Here is a 17,036-nt window from a genome sequence, read left to right as displayed (position 1 = left end):
TCAAGCTTGCCACGGCCTGACGGCGCGTGCGAAGCTGCGCCGAGAAAACAGCACCTGCGAACGGGGAGTTGCGATGCCTCAGATGCCTCCGAACGACAATTACGTCCGTCGGATACTCGAGGCGCAATCGGGCGATCCGGAGCGGGTCGCCCTGGTGCGGGACGATGTGGAGATAACCGCCGGTGAGTTCACCGCCACCGTGCTCTCCGCGGCGGAATCCCTGCGTCGGCACACGCCGGACGGAGAAATTCCGGTTATTGCCGTGCTGACCGTCACCAACACCCCGGCCACCGTCATTCTCCGGTACGCGGCGAACCTCGTCGGCGGCACCGTGGTGCACCTGCACTCCACCAACGCGGTCGACCCGTCGGACCAGTTGGCCACCGAGGCCCGGTACGACATCCTCAAGGCCACCGGCGCGACGTTCCTCGCCGTCGACAAGGAGCACGCCGACCTCGCCCGCGAACTGTGCGACCGGCTGCCGGACGCCCCCCGGCTCGCCGCGCTCGGCGCCCTCGGCCCCGACGTCCTGGACCTCACCACCGGGGACGCCGGCGCCTTCGACCTGTCCGCGGTGGAGACCGACGCCGAGCGGCCCGCCGTGGTCCTCTACACCAGTGGCAGCACCGGCCGGCCGAAGGGCGTCACCCAGCCCTTCCGGGTCCGCACCCTGCACATCCTCCCCGGGCTCCAGTCCCCGGCGCCGACCGTCTTCCTGTCGACCCTGCCGGTCAGCCACACCAACAGCTCCGGGGTGGACCTCGCCCTCGCCTCCGGCGGCACCGTCGTCCTGCACGACGGCTTCACGGCCGGGGCGGTGCTGAGCGCGGTCGCCCGGCACCGCATCAACGTGCTCACCATCACCCCGCCGCACCTCTACCAGCTGCTGGACCACCCCGACGTGCGCACCACCGACACGTCCAGCCTCCAGATGATCACCTACGGCGGCTGCCCGGTCTCCCCGGCCCGGCTGGAGGAGGCGGTCGGCGTGTTCGGCCCGCGGCTGCTCCAGTTCTACGGGACCACCGAGACCAGCGGGATCAGCCTGCTGATGCCGCCCGACCACCTCGACCCGGAGCTGCGCGGGACCGCCGGGCGGGTCACCGCCGAGGTGGCCGTCCGCGACCCGGAGACCCACCGCGACCTGCCGCCCGGCGAGATCGGCGAGGTCTGCGTGCGCTCCCCGTTCGCCATGCTCGGCTACTGGCGCGAGCCGGAGCTGACCGCCGAGGTGGTCCGCGACGGCTGGATGCACACCGGTGACCTCGGCTCCGTCGACGAGCGCGGCTACCTCCGGCTGCACGGCCGGATGGGCGAGGTGATGAAGACCAACGGCATCAAGGTGCACCCCGCCGCCGTCGAGAACGCGCTGCTGACCCACCCCGAGGTCGCCCAGGCCGCGGTGTACTGCGTGGTCGACGAGGACCGGGTGGAGCACATCCACGCCGCCGTGGCCCTCCGCCCCGGCGCCACCGCCGACGCCGGCCGGCTCCGCGACCACGTCGCGGCCGGGCTGTCGCCCAAGCACGTGCCCGCCACCGTCACCTTCCACGACGAACTGCCCCTCACCGGCGCCGGCAAGCCCGACAAGCAGCGGCTCAGGGAAGCCGCGGCAGCGGACGGCGGCGCCCACGGCACGCAGGGGACCGGCGCGGCATGACCCTGACGGCGGCGTCCGTACTCGCCGAGACCGCGCTGCGGCGCCCGGACCACCCCGCGGTGGTCTTCGGCCCGCAGCGCATCACCTACCGCGAGCTGTGGGACGCCACCCGGCGGTACGCGGCGGTCCTCCGGGACCGCGGCATCGGCCCCGGCGACCGGGTCGCGCTGCTGCTGCCCAACACGCCGCACTTCCCGATGGTGTACTACGGCGTGCTGGCGCTCGGGGCCGTCGCGGTGCCCGTGCACGGTCTGCTGCGCGCGGACGAGATCGTCCACGTGCTGCGCGACTCCGGGGCGGCGGCGCTGGTCTGCGGCGCGCCGATGCTGGGGGAGGGCGCCAAGGGCGCGGAGATCGCCGGGGTGCCGGTGATCACCGTGCTGGAGGAGCGGGACGGCGGCCTGCCGCGGCTGGACGCGCTCGCCGAACGGGCCGCGCCCGTCGCCGGCCCGGTGCCGCGCGAGCCCGGGGACCTCGCCGTAATCCTGTACACCTCCGGCACCACCGGCCGGCCCAAGGGCGCGATGATCACGCACCTCAACCTGGTGATGAACATCAGCACCACGATGCGCTCGCCGTTCGACATGGGACCGGACGACGTGCTCCTCGGCTGCCTGCCGCTGTTCCACACCTTCGGCCAGACCTGCGGGATGAGCACCTGCTTCCTGGCCGGGGGCACCATGGTGCTGATGAGCCGGTTCGACGGGCCGCAGGCGCTGGACCTCATGGTCACCGAGGGCTGCACCGTCTTCATGGGCGTCCCCACCATGTACCTCGCGCTGCTCGACGCGGCCGCCCGGGACCCCCGCCGCCCCGCCCTCGACCGGGCCTTCTCCGGCGGCTCGGCGCTGCCGGTCGCGGTGCTGGAGGACTTCCAGGAGGTCTTCGGCTGCCCCATCTACGAGGGGTACGGGCTGACCGAGGCCTCCCCGGTGGTCGCGTACAACCAGAAGGCGTGGCCGTGCAGGCCGGGCACCGTGGGGCGGCCGATCTGGGGCGTGGAGGCGGAGATCGCCGCCGCCGACGTGGCCGACCGCATCGAGCTGCTGCCCGCGGGCCGGGTCGGCGAGATCGTCATCCGCGGCCACAACGTGATGGCCGGCTACCTCAACCGCCCGGACGCCACCGCCGAGGTGCTGGTCGACGGCTGGTTCCGCTCCGGCGACCTCGGCACCAAGGACGCCGAGGGCTACCTCACCATCGTGGACCGGAAGAAGGACATGGTGCTGCGCGGCGGGTACAACGTGTACCCCCGCGAGGTCGAGGACGTCCTGATGCGCCACCCGGACATCGCCCAGGTCGCCGTCATCGGGGTGCCGGACGAGAAGTACGGCGAGGAGGTCTGCGCGGTGGTCAGGGCCCGCCCCGGCGCCGTGCCGGACGCGGCCCTGGCCGCGGGCATCGTGGCCTGGAGCAAGGAGCGCGTCGCCGCGTACAAGTACCCGCGCCGGGTGGAGTTCGTCGACGACTTCCCGCTCGGGCCCAGCGGCAAGGTCCTCAAGCGCGAGCTGGCCGGCCGTTTCGCCGGCCCGGGCGGCCGTGCCCCCGACCCGGCCGTCGGCTCCCCGGCCGTCGGCTCCCCGGCCGTCGGCGAAGGTGGCGCCGGCTCCCCGGCCGTCGGCGAATCCGCCGCCGGTCCCTCTGCCGTCGGCGAATCCGCCGCCGGCTCCTCTGCCGTCGGCGAATCTGCTCCCGGCCGAGAAAGCTGATCCGCCCCCGCCATCGGTCCGACAGTGGAGGACACGCGGCCACCGCAGCCGCGCCACGCAAGGAGGACCGATGGCAGGATTCATGGCAGGCACGACCCGGCCGACGGCGCCACGGGCCGCCGACGGCGACACCGAACCCACCCGGTTCGACGACCACCTCGCCGCCCAGCTCCTCTCCCAGCGGATCGTCTTCCTCGGCACCCAGGTCGACGAGGTCTCCGCGAACCGGGTCTGCGCGCAGCTGCTGCTGCTCTCCGCGGAGGACCCGCGCACCGACATCAGCCTCTGCATCAACAGCCCCGGCGGCTCGGTGACGGCCGGCCTGGCGATCTACGACACCATGCGGCTGATCCCCAACGACGTCTCCACGCTCGCCATGGGGTTCGCCGCCAGCATGGGTCAGTTCCTGCTCTCCGTCGGCACGGCCGGCAAGCGCTACGCGCTGCCCAACGCGCGCATCATGATGCACCAGCCGTCGGCCGGCATCGGGGGCACCGCCGCGGACATCGCGATCCAGGCGGAGAACCTCGAGTTCACCAAGAAGACCATGGAGCGGCTGATCGCGCACCACACCGGCCAGCCCGAGGAGACGATCTCCCGGGACAGCGACCGGGACCGGTGGTTCACGGCCGAGCAGGCCAGGGAGTACGGCATGGTCGACCGGGTCGTGGAGTCGCTCGACGACGTGCGGCCGGCCGGTTCGCGGCGACGGGTGGGGATCTGACATGGGCCAGTACACGATCCCGACCGTCGTCGAGCGCACCCCGATGGGGGAGCGGGCGTACGACATCTACAGCCGGCTGCTCTCCGAGCGCATCATCTTCCTCGGCACCGAGATCGACGACGGCGTCGCCAACGTCGTCATCGCCCAGCTGCTGCACCTGGAGTCGTCCAGCCAGGAGAGCGAGATCTCCCTCTACCTCAACTCGCCCGGCGGCTCGTTCACCTCGCTCATGGCGATCTACGACACCATGACGTTCATCTCCTCGCCCATCTCGACGTTCTGCGTCGGGCAGGCGGCCTCCACCGCGGCCGTGCTGCTGGCCGGCGGCGACCCCGGGCGGCGCTTCATCCTGGAACACGCCCGGGTGCTGCTCGGCCAGCCGGCCGCGGGCGGCCAGCAGGGCACGGTCTCCGACCTCACCCTCCAGGCCAAGGAGATGCTCCGCATCCGCTCCCAGGTCGAGGAGGTGCTCGCCCGCCACACGCCCCACTCCGCCGCCACGCTGCGCGCCGACATGGACCGCGACAAGGTCTTCACCGCGCCGGAGGCGGTGGCCTACGGACTGGCCGACGAGGTGCTCAGCCGACGGGCGCTGGCCGTCTGACCGGTACGGCCCGGACCGCCGCCCGGCCGGGCGCCCCCGGCCGGCCGGGCGCCCCCGCCCGGCCGGGATCCCCGGGCCGGAGGACGCCCCCGGCCGGAGGACGCCCCTGGCCGGAGGGCACCCCGCCGTCGGACGGTAAGTCAGGCCGCGTTGCACGTCGGGCCGGACGGGGGCCGGCCGTACGCGCGGTCAGGCCGTAATCGCGGTCGGGCCGGACGGCGGTCGGCCGGACCGTGGGTCGGACCGGACCGCGGGTCAGACCGGACTGGGAGCAGACCGGATGGGGGGCAGACCGAGCGGGGGCCGGCCGGACCGTGGGTCGGACCGGACGGGGAGAGTCGGCCGGGCGGGGCGAGCCGGTCGGACGGCGGGTCAGGCCGCCAGGCACACCCCGTCGTGCCGGGTGCCCGCCGGCGCCCCGCCGTGCCGCCCGGAGCCGACCGACGTGACCCGGGACATCGAGGTGACCGAGGTGACCGCGGCCCGCCGGGCGCGGCGCCGGTGGGCCGCCCGGGCGTGCTCGGCCAGCTCCCCCTGGACCAGGCCGAGCAGATCGGCCAGCCCCAGCCCCAGGGCCTGCGCCGCGGCCGCGAGGACCTCGGACGACGCCTCCTTGCGGCCGCGCTCCACCTCGGACAGGTAGGGCATCGAGATGCGGGCGGCCTCGGCCACGTCCTTCAGGGTGCGTTCCTGGGCCAGCCGTTCCCGCCGCAGGACGTCGCCCACGACGTCCCGCCACAGCGGCTCGCGCACCTCCGGGGCCGCCGGGCCGGCCGGACGGGCGGGCGCCGGGGCCCGCTCCGCGGTGCGTTCGCGGGCGGCGTCCCGCGCGGCGGATCCGGGCGCCGGGGCCGACGACGCGGCGGTCGCGGGGCGCAGCGAAATGACACGGGCACGGGGGTGGTTCGGCACGTGGTTGCTCACTCCACCAGAGTAGAAGCGTTCCCCCGCCGCGGCAGCGGGCCGGTTTCCGCCCTGAGGGAAATCGCCCGGTGCCCGGCCCGTGGCCCAGGTCTCCGTACCCGTTTCCCCCACACCCTCACCACATAACGGAGGTTCGTGCGAAGATTCCGTCCCCTGGTCCGAGGGGACCGGGTGACAAGGGGAAACTTCGTGAAACCAACGACGTTCAGATCCACCGTCGGAGCGGTGCTGACGGTCGCCCTCTCGGCCGTGGTCCTGCCGGCCACGGCGGCGAGCGCCGCCGGGGGCAAGGCGTCCGGAACCGCGACGGTGGACAGCGCGACCACCACCTCCTTCGGCCGGGTCGCCGACGCCGTGCTCACCGAACGCACGGCGGCGCTTCTGGACAGCCGGCAGGTGGGGCGAATAGCGCCGCTGAAGGACCGCAACGTGCGCCTCTCGGCGCGCCAGTCGCGGGTGGAGGACGGCGCGCTGTCCTCGCTCCGGGGCCGCAAGGCCCGGCTGGCGAGCCTCGGTGAGGCGTACACCTCCGCCGACACCCGGGTGAGTGTCGACCGGACCCGCGTCAAGGACGGTCGGGCCACGGTCCAGGTCACCGAGACCACCACCCTGAAGTACAAGAAGATCCACGGCGACGAGCCCGCGACCACCGGCTTCCAGGCCCACCACGAGCTGAACTTCACGGCCAGGGCGGACGGCGGCTGGGAGCTGACCGGCATCACGCCCAAGGACGACGGCCTCCGGCAGATCAACCAGCCCGAGGCGACCGCCGTCCAGGGCGTGGCGACCGCGCACCCGAACGCGACCCGCGCGTCCACCACGCGCCCCTCGCGTCAGCAGCAGAAGCCCACGGGCACCACCGGCTACAACTACAAGGCCATGGCGTCCTACGCGGAGAAGTACTGGAAGAACTACAACCCCGCGTACCGGAAGTTCAACGACGCCGGCGGGGACTGCACCAACTTCGTCAGCCAGTCCCTGAAGGCGGGCGGTTGGAAGCACGACTCGGGCGTGTACTCGGACTACCGCAACTGGTGGTACGACTCCTCTTACCAGACCTCGTCCTGGGTCGGTGCCGACGAATGGTCGTGGTTCACGCTGCACCACAAGCGGGCCACGAACCTGTCCAACGTGTACTACATGGGCATCGGCGACATCATGCAGATGGACTTCAACCGGGACGGTTCGAAGGACCACTCCATGATCGTCACTTACCGGAGCAGCAGCGGCGTCCCGTACCTGACCTACCACTCGGTCAACACGTACCGGAAGTCGGTGGCGAGCATCATCGCGTCCAACCCCAACGCGTACTACTACGCCTACCGCACCTGACCGTCCGCCCCCGCGGACGACCGGCCCCGGGCCCCTCGGCCCGGGGTCTTCGCCGTCATGTGACCCAGGCCACCGCGAGTGCGGTTGAGGTTCACACCGGTGTCACCTCCTACGGTCGGTCGCATGACGACGACCCGAGCGACGACGACCCGAGCGGCCGGGACGACCGGCCCGGCGCTGACCACCCAAGCGGCCCCGGCGGCCGGCGCGGCCCAGCCGCCGGCGACCGGCGCGGACCGGGCGGCCCCCGAGACCCCGGCGCCCCCCGCGCCGCTGTCCCTCTACGGCTTCCTGCGGCCCCGGCCGGAACGCGCCGACGAGGTCAGACGACTCCTCGCCAGCCTGGTCGAGTCCACCCGGGCGGAGGAGGGCAACCTGGAGTACCACCTCCACGAGCACGACGACGGCCGGCTCTTCCTCTACGAGGTGTGGCGCTCCCAGGAGGACCTGGACCGGCACAACGCGCACCCGCCGCTCCGCGCCTTCCTGGACAACATCGCGGACTACCTGGCCGAGGCGCCCGAGGCGTACGCCGGCACCATGGTGAGCCGCTACCCGGCGGCCGACTGACCCGGGGCGCGGCCGCGCCGTCACCCCGGGGACCTGTGCCGTCATCTTGGGGCGGGGCCGTCCCGGGGCGCGGCGGGGCCGTCAGTTTGGGGCGGGGCCCCCTCGGGAAGGTCCGAGCCGTTCCCCGGGGCGGGGCCGGGCCGTCAGTTTGGGGCGGGGGGGCCATCCTCGGGAGGGTCCGAGCCGTTCCCCGGGGCGGGGCCGGCGTGGGGTGGGGCCGCGCCGCCCCGCGCTACTCGCCGATGCGCACCACCGCCAGGGTGATGTTGTCCGGGCCGCCCGCCTCGATCGCGGCCTTCCACAGTTCGAAGGCGGCCCGGCCGTCGTCGTACACCCGCAGCAGGCTGTCCAGCACCCCGTCCGGCACCGGATCGGTGAGCCCGTCGGTGCAGATCAGGCAGCGGTCGCCGGGGGCCGACGCGGAACTGGCCAGATGTGTCGTGACCGGGCGGAAGGTCCGGCTGCCGCCCAGTGTCTGGGTGACCACCGAGGTGGTGCGCCGGCCCGGCTCCAGCGGCGGGTTGTCGTCCACGCTCACCTGGCGCAGCCCGTCCCGGCCCGCGTCGTACACCTTGCTGTCACCCACGTTGAAGGCCAGCAGCGACTCCGGCATGACGACCGCGCCCGCGACGGTGGTGCCCATGGTGACCAGCCCGGGATCGTCGCCGGCGGCCGCGTACACCGAGTGGTTGCACAGATCCACGGCGTCGCGCAGCGCGTCCTCGTCGGTGAGTGACGGGCCCAGCTCGGCGAGGCGGCGGACGACGAGCGCGCTGGCCACTTCGCCGGCCGGCTGCCCGCCGAGCCCGTCGGCGACCGCGACCAGGAGCGGCGTGCCGAGCGGGAACAGCAGCGTCTGGGGGTTCTCCGTCACCGTGCCGCACAGGGTCCACGGCCCGGCGACGAGGCTGTCCTCGTTGTGCTCACGGACCAGGCCGGCATGGCTGAGAGCGGTGACGGCGATGTACGGCATGGATGGTCCCGGAAGGGGTGGCGGCTCCGGCCCCCGCGTGACGGTGGGCCGTCCTCACCACCATTGTGACGCGCCCGGGCGGACGCTGCCGGGACACCGACCGGAGACCGGGGCGGACGGTCCCCGCCGGGGGTGGGTGATCGGGGCGGCTGGTCCCCGCCGGGTGTGGGTGGTCGGGGCGGACGTTCCGCGATGCGGCGGGTGACCGGGGCGGACGGGCTCCGATGTGGTGGGTGACCGGGGCGGACCGACCCCGACGGGTAGTGGGTGTTCGGGGCGGACGGGCCCCGATACGGTGGGGGCGATCGGGGTGGACGGACCCCGACGCGGTGCGTGTGCCCTCCGGTCGCGCTGCGGCGAACGGCCGGGACACGTGGTGAACGACCAGCACACCCGGCGGACGACCAGCACACCCGGCGGACGGCCGGAACGCCCGGTGGACGGCCGGGTAACGGGACACCCGGCGAAGGGCCGGGGCATCCAGGCATCCGGTGGACGAACAGGGCACCCGGCGGACGCCCGGGACACCCGATGGACGACCGGGCGCGCTACCCGGACGTCAGCCCGTGAGCGCGGCCAGTGCGGTCAGTGCGTCCGGTGCGGCCAGTGCGGTCAGTGCGTCCGGTGCGTCCGGGATGGCCGGCGCGGTCGGTGTGGCCGGCACGGCCGGTGCGGAGGGTCCGCGGTGCCACGGGCAGCACCCCGGGGACACGGCGGCCGCCCCCGGCCCGCAGGGCGTCCCCACCCCTCGGGTCCGCCGGCCCTTCCCCGCCTGCGTCTCCGGCCGCCGGCCGGCCGAACAGCAGGGCGACGAGCGCGACCCCCGCCAGCGCCCCGGCGAACTGGGCGGCGACGAACGGAGCCACCGAACCGGGCGCGATACCGGTGAACGTGTCGGTGAACGACCGGCCGACGGTCAGCGCCGGGTTCGCGAAGCTGCCCGAGGAGGTGAACCAGATCGCCGCCCCGATGTACCCGGCCACCACGACCGGCACGAGCCGCGCCAGGCCGGCCCGGGCCAGTCCGAGGGCCATCAGCACCAGACCGCAGGTCGCCACCGCCTCGCCCAGCCACAGATGCCCCGCGAACCGGTCCTGGGTGGCGAAGCGGGCGAGCGGCTCGGCGAACATCGCGTCGGCCAGCTCGGCGCCGCACACCGCCCCGGCGGTCTGCGCGGGCAGGTAGGCGGCCACCTCGCGCAGGCCCGGGCCGTCGCCGCCCCGGCGGCCGCTCCACCAGGCCGCGAGCGTGACCACCGGGTTGAAGTGGGCCCCCGAGACCGGCCCGAGCAGGGCGATCAGCCCACCCAGCCCGAACACCGTCGCCAGCGAGTTGGCCAGCAGCCGCACCCCCACATCCGCGGAGAGTGCCGCGGCCTGGATGCCGGAGCCGACCACGACCGCCGCCAGCGCGGCCGTCCCCACGAACTCGGCGGCCACCGCCCGGGCCGGCGGCACGGATGCGCTCATGCGGCACCTCCGGTACCCGGAGCCGGCACCGCCACGGCACGCACCGCGCCCGCCGGGGCCGTACGAGCCAGGGGTGCGCCGGGTCTGCCGGCCCGGCAGACCGCCTCGGAGACCGGGGACGTGCGGACCGCCGGCCGGCGGGCGACCACCGCTGCCCCGTCGGCCCGGGAACGCAGCCGGCAGCCGTCGGCCCGGGAACGGAACCGATGGGCGTCGGGCCGGGGACGGAACCGATGGGCGTCGGGCCGGGGACGGAAACGATGGGTGTCGGCCCGGCAACGGAATCCTTGCGCGTCGGTCCGGGAACGGAACCAAGAGTGGAGACGCGGACGGGGGACGGCCGGGCTCCCGGGCCGCCCGGAGGCCGTCGGATCGGCCTCGTGTACTGAGTTCGACATGGGTACAGGTTGGACGCCGGGCCCGCCGCCCCGCAGAAGCGTCCAATTCCGCTCGTGAGCCGCCCCGCTGACCGACCGTCGGCGAAGTGCCGCCGACACCGAGCGCCGACCGCGCCCCCGCCGGCCCACCGACCGACCGTCGCCGGCGGGCGCCCGACGGATCCGGCGGTGGACGGGGCTGCCGAGTGTCCGGCCCGCGGACCCGCTGACCGACGGCCGCACCGGTGGTGGTGGCCGCCGGTGCCGCCGGAGGCGGGGCCCCGCGGGACCGGTCCGCCGGCCCGGTCAGCCGACGCGGGTGTACGGGTGCGTCGACACCCGGCCGGAGAACTCCCGGTACAGGCGGCCCGAGCTGTCGAGGGTGAAGGTGGAGGCCGCGCCGTCCACGCAGTAGCCGGTCGACCCCGACGGGACCACCCGGGCCGGTCCCACGGACATCCGCTTCCCGCCGTCCTCCATCGCGATCAGGCGCGACTCGAACTCGCAGCGGGTGCCGCTGTCCAGCACCATGGTCACCGCGCGCTGGCCGGGGGCCGCGGAGTAGACCACCACCCGCGCCGGCTCGGGGCCGGACTGCGCGGCTCCGCGCTCCCAGACGCCGACGAAGCGCTGCGGGACCCGGTTGCCCGAGGAAGGACTCGACGGCGGGTCGTCGCCGTCGGAGCCGGAGTCCCCGCCGCCGGACGGCGGGTCCCCGTCGGGAGAGGGGGAGGCGGTCTTGCCCGTATCGCCAGGGGAGTCGCGGTCCGGGTCCGGCCGATCACCGTCCGCGCCGCCCTCCCTGCCGCTGTCCGTCCCCTCGCCCGTCTCCTTGTCCTTCTGCCCCTTGTCCTTCCGCTTGTCCTTGCCGTCCTCGCCCGCGGCGTCGTCGGAGCCCTTGCCCTTCGACCCGGAGGGCGCGGGGGACGGCCCGGCCGCGGTCCCGGACGGCGACGCGGCACGGTCCTTGCCCCGGGCCTCCGGATCCCCGCCGCCCGGGAGCAGGACGGCCAGGGTGCCGGCCACGGCCAGCACGGCGGCCACGGCCCCGGCGACGAGCCAGGCACGCCGCTGGCGCGAACCGGGGCGGGCAGCGCCGGCACCGTCGGCCGGGTGGCTGGTGGCGCGGTCCGTGGACTCCGGCGCGGCCGGGGCCGCCTGCTCCGGCCCGGGCGCGCCCGCCGGAGCGGACGTGCCGTCCGGTCCCCCCGCGTCCGGTTCCGAGGCGGATGCCGCGTCCGCTCCCCCCGCAGCCGAGCCCGGGGCTTCGGCATCCGGGCCGACCGCGGCCGACCCCCGGCCGGACTTCGCACCAAGGCCGACCGTGGCCGAGTCCGGGACGGACTTCGCATCCGGTCCCACCGCGGCCGGTTCCGGGGTGGATTTCGCACCGAGGCCGACCGTGGCCGTGCCGGAGCCCCGCGCTGACTCAGGGACCGGGCCCTGGGCCGACTCCGGGACCGGGCCCTGGGCCACATCCGGGGCGGTGCCCGAGTCCGGGTGCGGAGAGCCGGGTGCCGCCGGGGCGTCCGCGCCCGCCTCCTCCGCTGCCCGCTCCGTGGCCGGAGCCGTCGGGGCCTCCGCGTCGAGCAGCCTGGCCGCCTGCCGCGCGAGCCGGGCCAGCACGTCCGGCGGCAGCCACTGCCCGGCGGCCACCGCCCCCAACGGCCCGGTGGCGTTCGTCAGCAGCACCCCCACCCCCGGCCGGTCCACCGGGTCCTTGGCGAGGCAGCGGGCGATCAGCGACCGCAGCGCGGGGTCGTCGACCCCGGTCAGTTGCGGCTCGGAGTTGACGATCTGGTACATCACGGCGTGCTGGTTCTTCGCGCCCCGCCCGAACGGCAGCCGGCCCGACACCGCGTACATCAGCACGCACCCGAGCGCGAACACGTCCGCCTCGGGCCCGGTGGCCTCGCCCAGGATCTGTTCGGGAGCCATGAACCCCGGGGAGCCGATGACCCTGCCGGTACCGGTCAGCAGCGACTCCACCGAGGGCTGCAGGGCGCGGGCGATGCCGAAGTCGATGACCCGCGGCCCCTCGACGGTGAGCAGCACATTGGACGGCTTGAGGTCGCGGTGCACGATCCCGGCCCGGTGGATGCCGCGGAGCGCCCGCAGCAGCCCGTCGGCCAGTGCGTGGACGGACCGGGCGGGCAGCGGCCCGTTCTCCCTGACCACCTGCTCCAGCGAGGGGCCGGGCACATAGCCGGTGGCCACCCACGGCTGCGCGGCATCCGGATCCGCGTCCAGCACCGGAGCGGTGAAGCGCTCGCCGACCCGGCGGGCCGCCGAGATCTCCCGGCGGAACCGGGCGCGGAACTCCCCGTTCGCGGTGTGCTCCTCGTGCACCACCTTCACGGCCACCGTGCGTCCGCCCTCGGAGCGGGCCAGGAAGACCCGCCCCATGCCCCCGGAACCGAGCCGGCCCAGCAGCGCGTACGGACCGATCCGCGGTGGGTCGGTGGGCGCCAGCGGCTCTATGCCGCTCCCGTCGTCGTCCCGGTTGCCGTCGCTGCGCATGCCCGGCTGATCCCCCGATCGCCCCCGTGTGGTCGCCCGGCAGGTCGTCGCCGAACTCCGCTCAGGATAGACGTCGTTGAACACACCGACGATGCGCTCCGGGCCCAGGGCCCGGGTGTCGCGCCGCGTTCCGGCAGCCGGCCCGGAACACCCCTGGCAGGTGGCGTACATCCTGGCGCCGGTGGGAACAGCCCCGCACGCGCCGAGAGCACATGTCCAGGAATTCCGCCGCTATACAAGTCCCGGGCACAACCCCGCATGCGCGGGGAGCACCGTGGGTTGGGTGAGGCGTTGGCGTGGATCGACGGACCAACCCCGCATGCGCGGGGAGCACAGGCCGCGACCTGCGCTTTCAGAGCGCCGGGCAGCTGTTTTTGCTTACTACTGGGAATTGCGACATAGGTGGCACGTCGGTATCAACCCTCTGTAGAGAGGCAAGAGCCCCGGGAGGCGGGGCCCCGGTGCTGGTGAAGGCCCTTGGCGGGTGCTCGGCTCAGGGAGAGAGCTGTTCTGAGGGTAGCCCGTCATCGGCGGGCAGGGAGGCGGCCGGGAGGCCGCAGGGTCCGCCGGCTCGGCGTGGGGTCAGCGTTCCGGCTGTGCCCACAGAGGTGGGGGTGGCTGTGTCGGTCCCACCCTGGGCGGCGCTTTCCCGGCTGCGGGGCGGCAGCCGCAACGAACAAGGCCCAGGTCGCCGACCTGGGCCACCGTCGTGGAGCTGGTGACGAGGATCGAACTCGCGCTCCGGGCGCGGGAATCGCCCGGCACCTGCGCGCTCAGACCGTCTCTGAACTGCGGAGGAGGCCATCAGCTGCGGGGCCCGCAACCGTCTTCCCGTGCCTGCCGTCGACCGCTGATCGCCATCCCTGCCGGCACGCGTCGTGGCACAGCTCGTGACGGTCGTCGGTCGCCGGGCACCTCGGCCTGGGCGGGTGAACGCGGCGCAGCGGCGACGGTCGAGACGGACCATGGATCCGCTCGTGCTCGTCAGGTGGTCCGGCCGTGCGGGTGGCCCAGTCAGCTCGCATGAAATTGGCCCCTGGACTGGGGCAACTGCCCAGTACCGTAGGCGCAATGACAACACGATCTACGTCGGCCGCCCAGCCCATATCCGTAGCCGTGGCCGAGGCGCCGGTGCGGCAGGCCCGTAACTCCGCCGCCTTGTGGACCGCGACCGGCCGATCCCGGGGGCATGAGGTCATCCGGCGCCACGGATTCGTCGCGGTCGACGGCGACGTGCGCGCCGGCCTGCGGATCCTGATCCAAGAGCCGGTCCTCGACCCGGGCGAACTGACCGAGTTGAGCGAGCTGGTACGCCGGGCCGAGGGCCCGGTGAACGCCGAGGATCCGTTCAGCTCGACCGACCTGAGCCACCTGGGCATGCGCAGCTGGCAGATGCCGATCATGCTGCGCCCGCCCGGGCCGGTCGGCGAGCCGACGCTGGACGTGATCCGGGTTCGGCGGCCCGAGGACCTTCAGGCGGCCGAGCGGATCGTGATCGAGGGCTTCGAGCTGACCGGATTCACGCCCTACCGCCCCGGCGAGCTGTTCCCGACGTCGCTGATCGAGCAGCCGGGCGTGGACGTGTTCGTCGCCACGCACGACAGCGTGCCCGCGGGAGCCGGTGTCGTCGTCGTGGACGACGGGGTCGGCGGTCATTACTGGGTCGGCACTTCGCCGGCTTTCCGGTCGCGTGGCGTGGGGCGGGCCGTCATGCTCGGCTCCCTCGCCCACCTGGCGGACCTGCCGGTCACGCTCACCGCTTCGACGCTGGGCAGGCCGCTGTACGAGTCGCTGGGTTACACCGTCGCGGCGCCCTCGACCTGGTGGGCCTCTCAGTGACGCCGCGGTAGAGCCCGCCGGTTTCGAAATGACGGGCCAACGACGAAGCCTCAGGTCACTGAGCTGGGGCTTCGTCATGGAGCGGGTGACGGGAATCGAACTCGCGCTCTGAGCTTGGGAATCACGACACGCAGGGCGTCTGTGCGTCTCCGACCTGCGAAAACAGCTTGCTGAGGGAGCTGTCTGAAGGGTCCGTCCTTACCTTCTCTGACCGCGTCGCTGCGGCGGGTCCGGAAGAAGAGGTGGGTGCAGCCGTTCTTGGTCTGCAGCAGGTCGGCCGCCAGGCCGGCGATCCTGCGCAGGAGCCGACGGGCGTCGTCGTCGATCCCGTCCACAGTGACCGCTTGATCGCCGGCGTCCAGCAGGGGCAGGCGGACCCGTACGCCGTCGCGCGTCAGGACTTCGACGGGGTGTGACTCCACGAAGCACCGGCCGGCTTCGGAACGGTCGGTGAGCCGCGGAACACCGGCGGCTCTTCCCGCACTGGGCGGCGGGACCAGATACTGCTGCCCGTAGTCCTGAAGCAGGAGGTGGGGTCGCGGACCCCCATCCGGGCCACCGTCTCCGCGACCAGCGGGCCGACCAGATGAGGTGGCAGCTCGTGTGCCCGGTCCAGGAGCACCCCGAGCAGTCCCTCCCCGAAGCTCTCCGAGCGGTCCGGGCCCCCGTGCCTTCCCGTGGTCATCCTGGTGCCTCCAACCGGGCGGCGGGCCGGCGCCCGGTTGGAGGCACCGGCGGCGTGGCCGCCAGGATGCTCCCCGGCCGATCCGGACACGCCATACGGCTTTCCTGCCCCGCCGCAACGGCACGGCGCCGGGGCGCGCGGTCGCTGCCGCGCGCCCCGGCTCACATCGGCTGATGATGGGAGTACGGCCGAACACGCGGAGCTGACCATGACCGGGTGGCATGTCAGGGACTACACCCAGGACGATCTCGAAGCGGTGCTCCGAGTCGACGCGGAGAGCAGCACGGCCGAAGAGTCACCGCTCTTTCCTCTCTCGGACGCCGTGGCGGCCCTCCAGGCCCTCCACCCGGCGGTGGTGGCCACCGCATACGAGGAGGTGGTCGGCGCCGCGGTGAGCAGGGTGGAGGATGACCAGGCGTGGATCCTGCGCATCAGCATGGCGCCTGCCTGGCGGCACCAGGGGCTGGGCAGCGACCTGATCACGGCCCTGGAGCACCGATTGTTCGCGGGCGGCGTCCGAACGGTGCACGCGGTCCTGCCCGACGGCGAGGCCGGTGCCACCGCCCTGCACAACTGCGGCTTCGGCGCCCGTCCGGGCCTGGTCTTCTTCGAGAAGCACGCGCGGGTGACCCCCCAGGCGGTCAGCTTGCTCGCGTCGCTGGGAGCGGAGCTGCCGCCTGGAGGACTGTGGCAGAAGGTCGCGGGCATGCAGAGGGAGAAGAAGCTGATCGAGCGGCGTCTGGTACTGCCGCTGGCCCATCCCGAACTGGCCGCCCAGCACGGAGTGGAGCTGCCGCGGGCGGTGATGCTGTTCGGTCCGCCCGGGACGGGGAAGAGCACGTTCGCACACGCGATCGCCAGCCGTCTGGGATGGCCGTTCCTCGAACTGTTCCCCGCCCGGCTGGCCGCAGAGTACGGGCTGGCCAGCGGGCTGAACCGGCGCTTCGACGAGATCGCCCGGCTCGACCACGTCCTGGTCTTCATCGACGAGGTCGAGGAGATCGCGGGAACCCGGAGCGATGCGGACGCGACCGCGGTCGGTGTCGTCAACGAACTGCTCAAGGCGATCGTCCGGTTCCGGGGCCAGGACGGGCGGCTGCTCGTCTGCGCCACGAACGACGTGACCACGCTCGACTCCGCGTTCCTGCGGCACGGTCGTTTCGACTACGTGCTGCCGATCGGCCCGCCCGACGACCGCGCGAGGACCGCGCTGTGGGAGAGCTATCTGACCCGAGCGTCCGCGGAGGCCGACAGCACGGTGCTGGCGTCCGCCAGCGAGGGGTTCACGCCTGCGGACATCGCCCATGTGGCGCGCACCGTCTCCCAAGCCCAGTTCGAGCGCACCTTCGACACCGGAGCGCGGGCCCGCCCCACCACCGAGGACTACCTGCGCACGATCGGCGAGACCAGGCCCACGGTCAGCGCCGCCATGGCTCGGGAACTCGTTCACCAGACCGAGCAGTTCGCCCGCATCTAGGCCGTCTCTTCCTCCTCGGCCTCCAGGCGCCGGACTCCCTCGTGGGTGAGAGTGATCACCGCCGGGGTGTTACCGGGTTCCCGGTCGACGGTGACCAGTCCTTCACCGGCCAGGTAGGTGCGGGCGGCGGCCAGGTCCTGTTCCGGCACGTGGAGGCCGCGCCGCAGCGTGCT

General features: G+C 73.7%; 14 protein-coding genes. 9 read left to right on the top strand and 5 right to left on the bottom strand.

Annotated elements, in window-relative coordinates; all coding sequences use genetic code 11:
• The first annotated feature begins 73 nt into the window (after positions 1-73).
• From ACH4B3_RS13275 to ACH4B3_RS13260, 4 genes are all read left to right on the top strand, one after another.
• The gene (locus ACH4B3_RS13275) at positions 74-1,660 is read left to right on the top strand and encodes a class I adenylate-forming enzyme family protein (protein ID WP_398462924.1); all 1,587 of its coding nucleotides are present in this window, start codon (positions 74-76) and stop codon (positions 1,658-1,660) included.
• Complete coding sequence (locus tag ACH4B3_RS13270; RefSeq protein ID WP_398462923.1) at positions 1,657-3,369, top strand: long-chain fatty acid--CoA ligase; 1,713 nt, start codon at positions 1,657-1,659, stop codon at positions 3,367-3,369. The genes ACH4B3_RS13275 and ACH4B3_RS13270 overlap by 4 nt, the downstream gene beginning before the upstream one ends.
• Before the next feature lie 70 nt (positions 3,370-3,439).
• A complete protein-coding gene (locus ACH4B3_RS13265) occupies positions 3,440-4,093 on the top strand; it encodes an ATP-dependent Clp protease proteolytic subunit (RefSeq protein ID WP_398462922.1) in 654 nt (217 codons plus the stop codon).
• 1 nt (position 4,094) lies between these two features.
• On the top strand, positions 4,095-4,697 hold the full coding sequence (locus tag ACH4B3_RS13260) for a ClpP family protease (protein WP_398462921.1): 603 nt from the start codon (positions 4,095-4,097) through the stop codon (positions 4,695-4,697).
• A 372-nt stretch (positions 4,698-5,069) separates the two neighbouring features.
• On the opposite strand, the gene ACH4B3_RS13255 is transcribed toward ACH4B3_RS13260, so the two are convergent.
• Positions 5,070-5,621: a helix-turn-helix domain-containing protein gene (locus tag ACH4B3_RS13255; protein ID WP_398462920.1), complete on the bottom strand. Its 552-nt coding sequence runs from the start codon at positions 5,619-5,621 to the stop codon at positions 5,070-5,072.
• A 189-nt stretch (positions 5,622-5,810) separates the two neighbouring features.
• Here ACH4B3_RS13255 and ACH4B3_RS13250 point away from each other — a divergent pair, with 189 nt between their 5' ends.
• The gene (locus ACH4B3_RS13250) at positions 5,811-6,953 is read left to right on the top strand and encodes an amidase domain-containing protein (protein ID WP_398462919.1); all 1,143 of its coding nucleotides are present in this window, start codon (positions 5,811-5,813) and stop codon (positions 6,951-6,953) included.
• A 123-nt stretch (positions 6,954-7,076) separates the two neighbouring features.
• A complete protein-coding gene (locus ACH4B3_RS13245) occupies positions 7,077-7,523 on the top strand; it encodes a putative quinol monooxygenase (protein ID WP_398462918.1) in 447 nt (148 codons plus the stop codon).
• A gap of 232 nt (positions 7,524-7,755) precedes the next feature.
• Here the strand turns inward: ACH4B3_RS13245 and ACH4B3_RS13240 are convergent, their stop codons facing one another.
• The 3 genes from ACH4B3_RS13240 to ACH4B3_RS13230 form a co-directional block, all read right to left on the bottom strand.
• On the bottom strand, positions 7,756-8,496 hold the full coding sequence (locus tag ACH4B3_RS13240) for a PP2C family protein-serine/threonine phosphatase (RefSeq protein WP_398462917.1): 741 nt from the start codon (positions 8,494-8,496) through the stop codon (positions 7,756-7,758).
• Positions 8,497-9,044: 548 nt separating this feature from the next.
• Positions 9,045-9,965, bottom strand: coding sequence for an aquaporin (locus tag ACH4B3_RS13235; protein WP_398462916.1), 921 nt, complete (start codon positions 9,963-9,965; stop codon positions 9,045-9,047).
• A 683-nt stretch (positions 9,966-10,648) separates the two neighbouring features.
• On the bottom strand, positions 10,649-12,862 hold the full coding sequence (locus tag ACH4B3_RS13230; RefSeq protein WP_398462915.1) for a protein kinase: 2,214 nt from the start codon (positions 12,860-12,862) through the stop codon (positions 10,649-10,651).
• A gap of 1,071 nt (positions 12,863-13,933) precedes the next feature.
• On the opposite strand from ACH4B3_RS13230, the gene ACH4B3_RS13225 reads away from it, so the two are divergent.
• The 3 genes from ACH4B3_RS13225 (at position 13,934) to ACH4B3_RS13215 (ending at position 16,863) form a co-directional block, all read left to right on the top strand.
• Positions 13,934-14,701 carry a GNAT family N-acetyltransferase gene (locus tag ACH4B3_RS13225; protein ID WP_398462914.1) on the top strand — a complete coding sequence of 256 codons (768 nt, stop codon included), beginning with the start codon at positions 13,934-13,936 and terminating at the stop codon, positions 14,699-14,701.
• Positions 14,702-14,943: 242 nt separating this feature from the next.
• Complete coding sequence (locus ACH4B3_RS13220; RefSeq protein WP_398462913.1) at positions 14,944-15,117, top strand: hypothetical protein; 174 nt, start codon at positions 14,944-14,946, stop codon at positions 15,115-15,117.
• 477 nt (positions 15,118-15,594) lie between these two features.
• Positions 15,595-16,863 (top strand): ATP-binding protein, encoded by a 1,269-nt coding sequence (locus ACH4B3_RS13215; RefSeq protein ID WP_398462912.1) that lies wholly within the window; start codon positions 15,595-15,597, stop codon positions 16,861-16,863.
• Here the strand turns inward: ACH4B3_RS13215 and ACH4B3_RS13210 are convergent.
• Positions 16,860-17,012: a hypothetical protein gene (locus ACH4B3_RS13210; protein WP_398462911.1), complete on the bottom strand. Its 153-nt coding sequence runs from the start codon at positions 17,010-17,012 to the stop codon at positions 16,860-16,862. The two genes, ACH4B3_RS13215 and ACH4B3_RS13210, sit on opposite strands and share 4 nt — an antisense overlap.
• Positions 17,013-17,036: the final 24 nt, after the last annotated feature.

The organism is Streptomyces sp. NPDC018031, from assembly GCF_044327625.1.
Classification (GTDB): domain Bacteria; phylum Actinomycetota; class Actinomycetes; order Streptomycetales; family Streptomycetaceae; genus Streptomyces.
Note: the sequence above shows the minus strand (reverse complement) of the source record. Positions and strands in the feature narration are given on the sequence as shown.

Bases quoted from the DNA above. Each gene is read 5' to 3' on its own strand.
- ACH4B3_RS13270 (WP_398462923.1), top strand. From the start codon at position 1,657: ATGACCCTGACGGCGGCGTCCGTACTCGCCGAGACCGCGCTGCGGCGC.
- ACH4B3_RS13260 (WP_398462921.1), top strand. From the start codon at position 4,095: ATGGGCCAGTACACGATCCCGACCGTCGTCGAGCGCACCCCGATGGGG.
- ACH4B3_RS13240 (WP_398462917.1), bottom strand. From the start codon at position 8,496: ATGCCGTACATCGCCGTCACCGCTCTCAGCCATGCCGGCCTGGTCCGT.
- ACH4B3_RS13265 (WP_398462922.1), top strand. From the start codon at position 3,440: ATGGCAGGATTCATGGCAGGCACGACCCGGCCGACGGCGCCACGGGCC.
- ACH4B3_RS13245 (WP_398462918.1), top strand. From the start codon at position 7,077: ATGACGACGACCCGAGCGACGACGACCCGAGCGGCCGGGACGACCGGC.
- ACH4B3_RS13215 (WP_398462912.1), top strand. From the start codon at position 15,595: ATGACCGGGTGGCATGTCAGGGACTACACCCAGGACGATCTCGAAGCG.
- ACH4B3_RS13275 (WP_398462924.1), top strand. From the start codon at position 74: ATGCCTCAGATGCCTCCGAACGACAATTACGTCCGTCGGATACTCGAG.
- ACH4B3_RS13225 (WP_398462914.1), top strand. From the start codon at position 13,934: ATGACAACACGATCTACGTCGGCCGCCCAGCCCATATCCGTAGCCGTG.
- ACH4B3_RS13235 (WP_398462916.1), bottom strand. From the start codon at position 9,965: ATGAGCGCATCCGTGCCGCCGGCCCGGGCGGTGGCCGCCGAGTTCGTG.
- ACH4B3_RS13230 (WP_398462915.1), bottom strand. From the start codon at position 12,862: ATGCGCAGCGACGGCAACCGGGACGACGACGGGAGCGGCATAGAGCCG.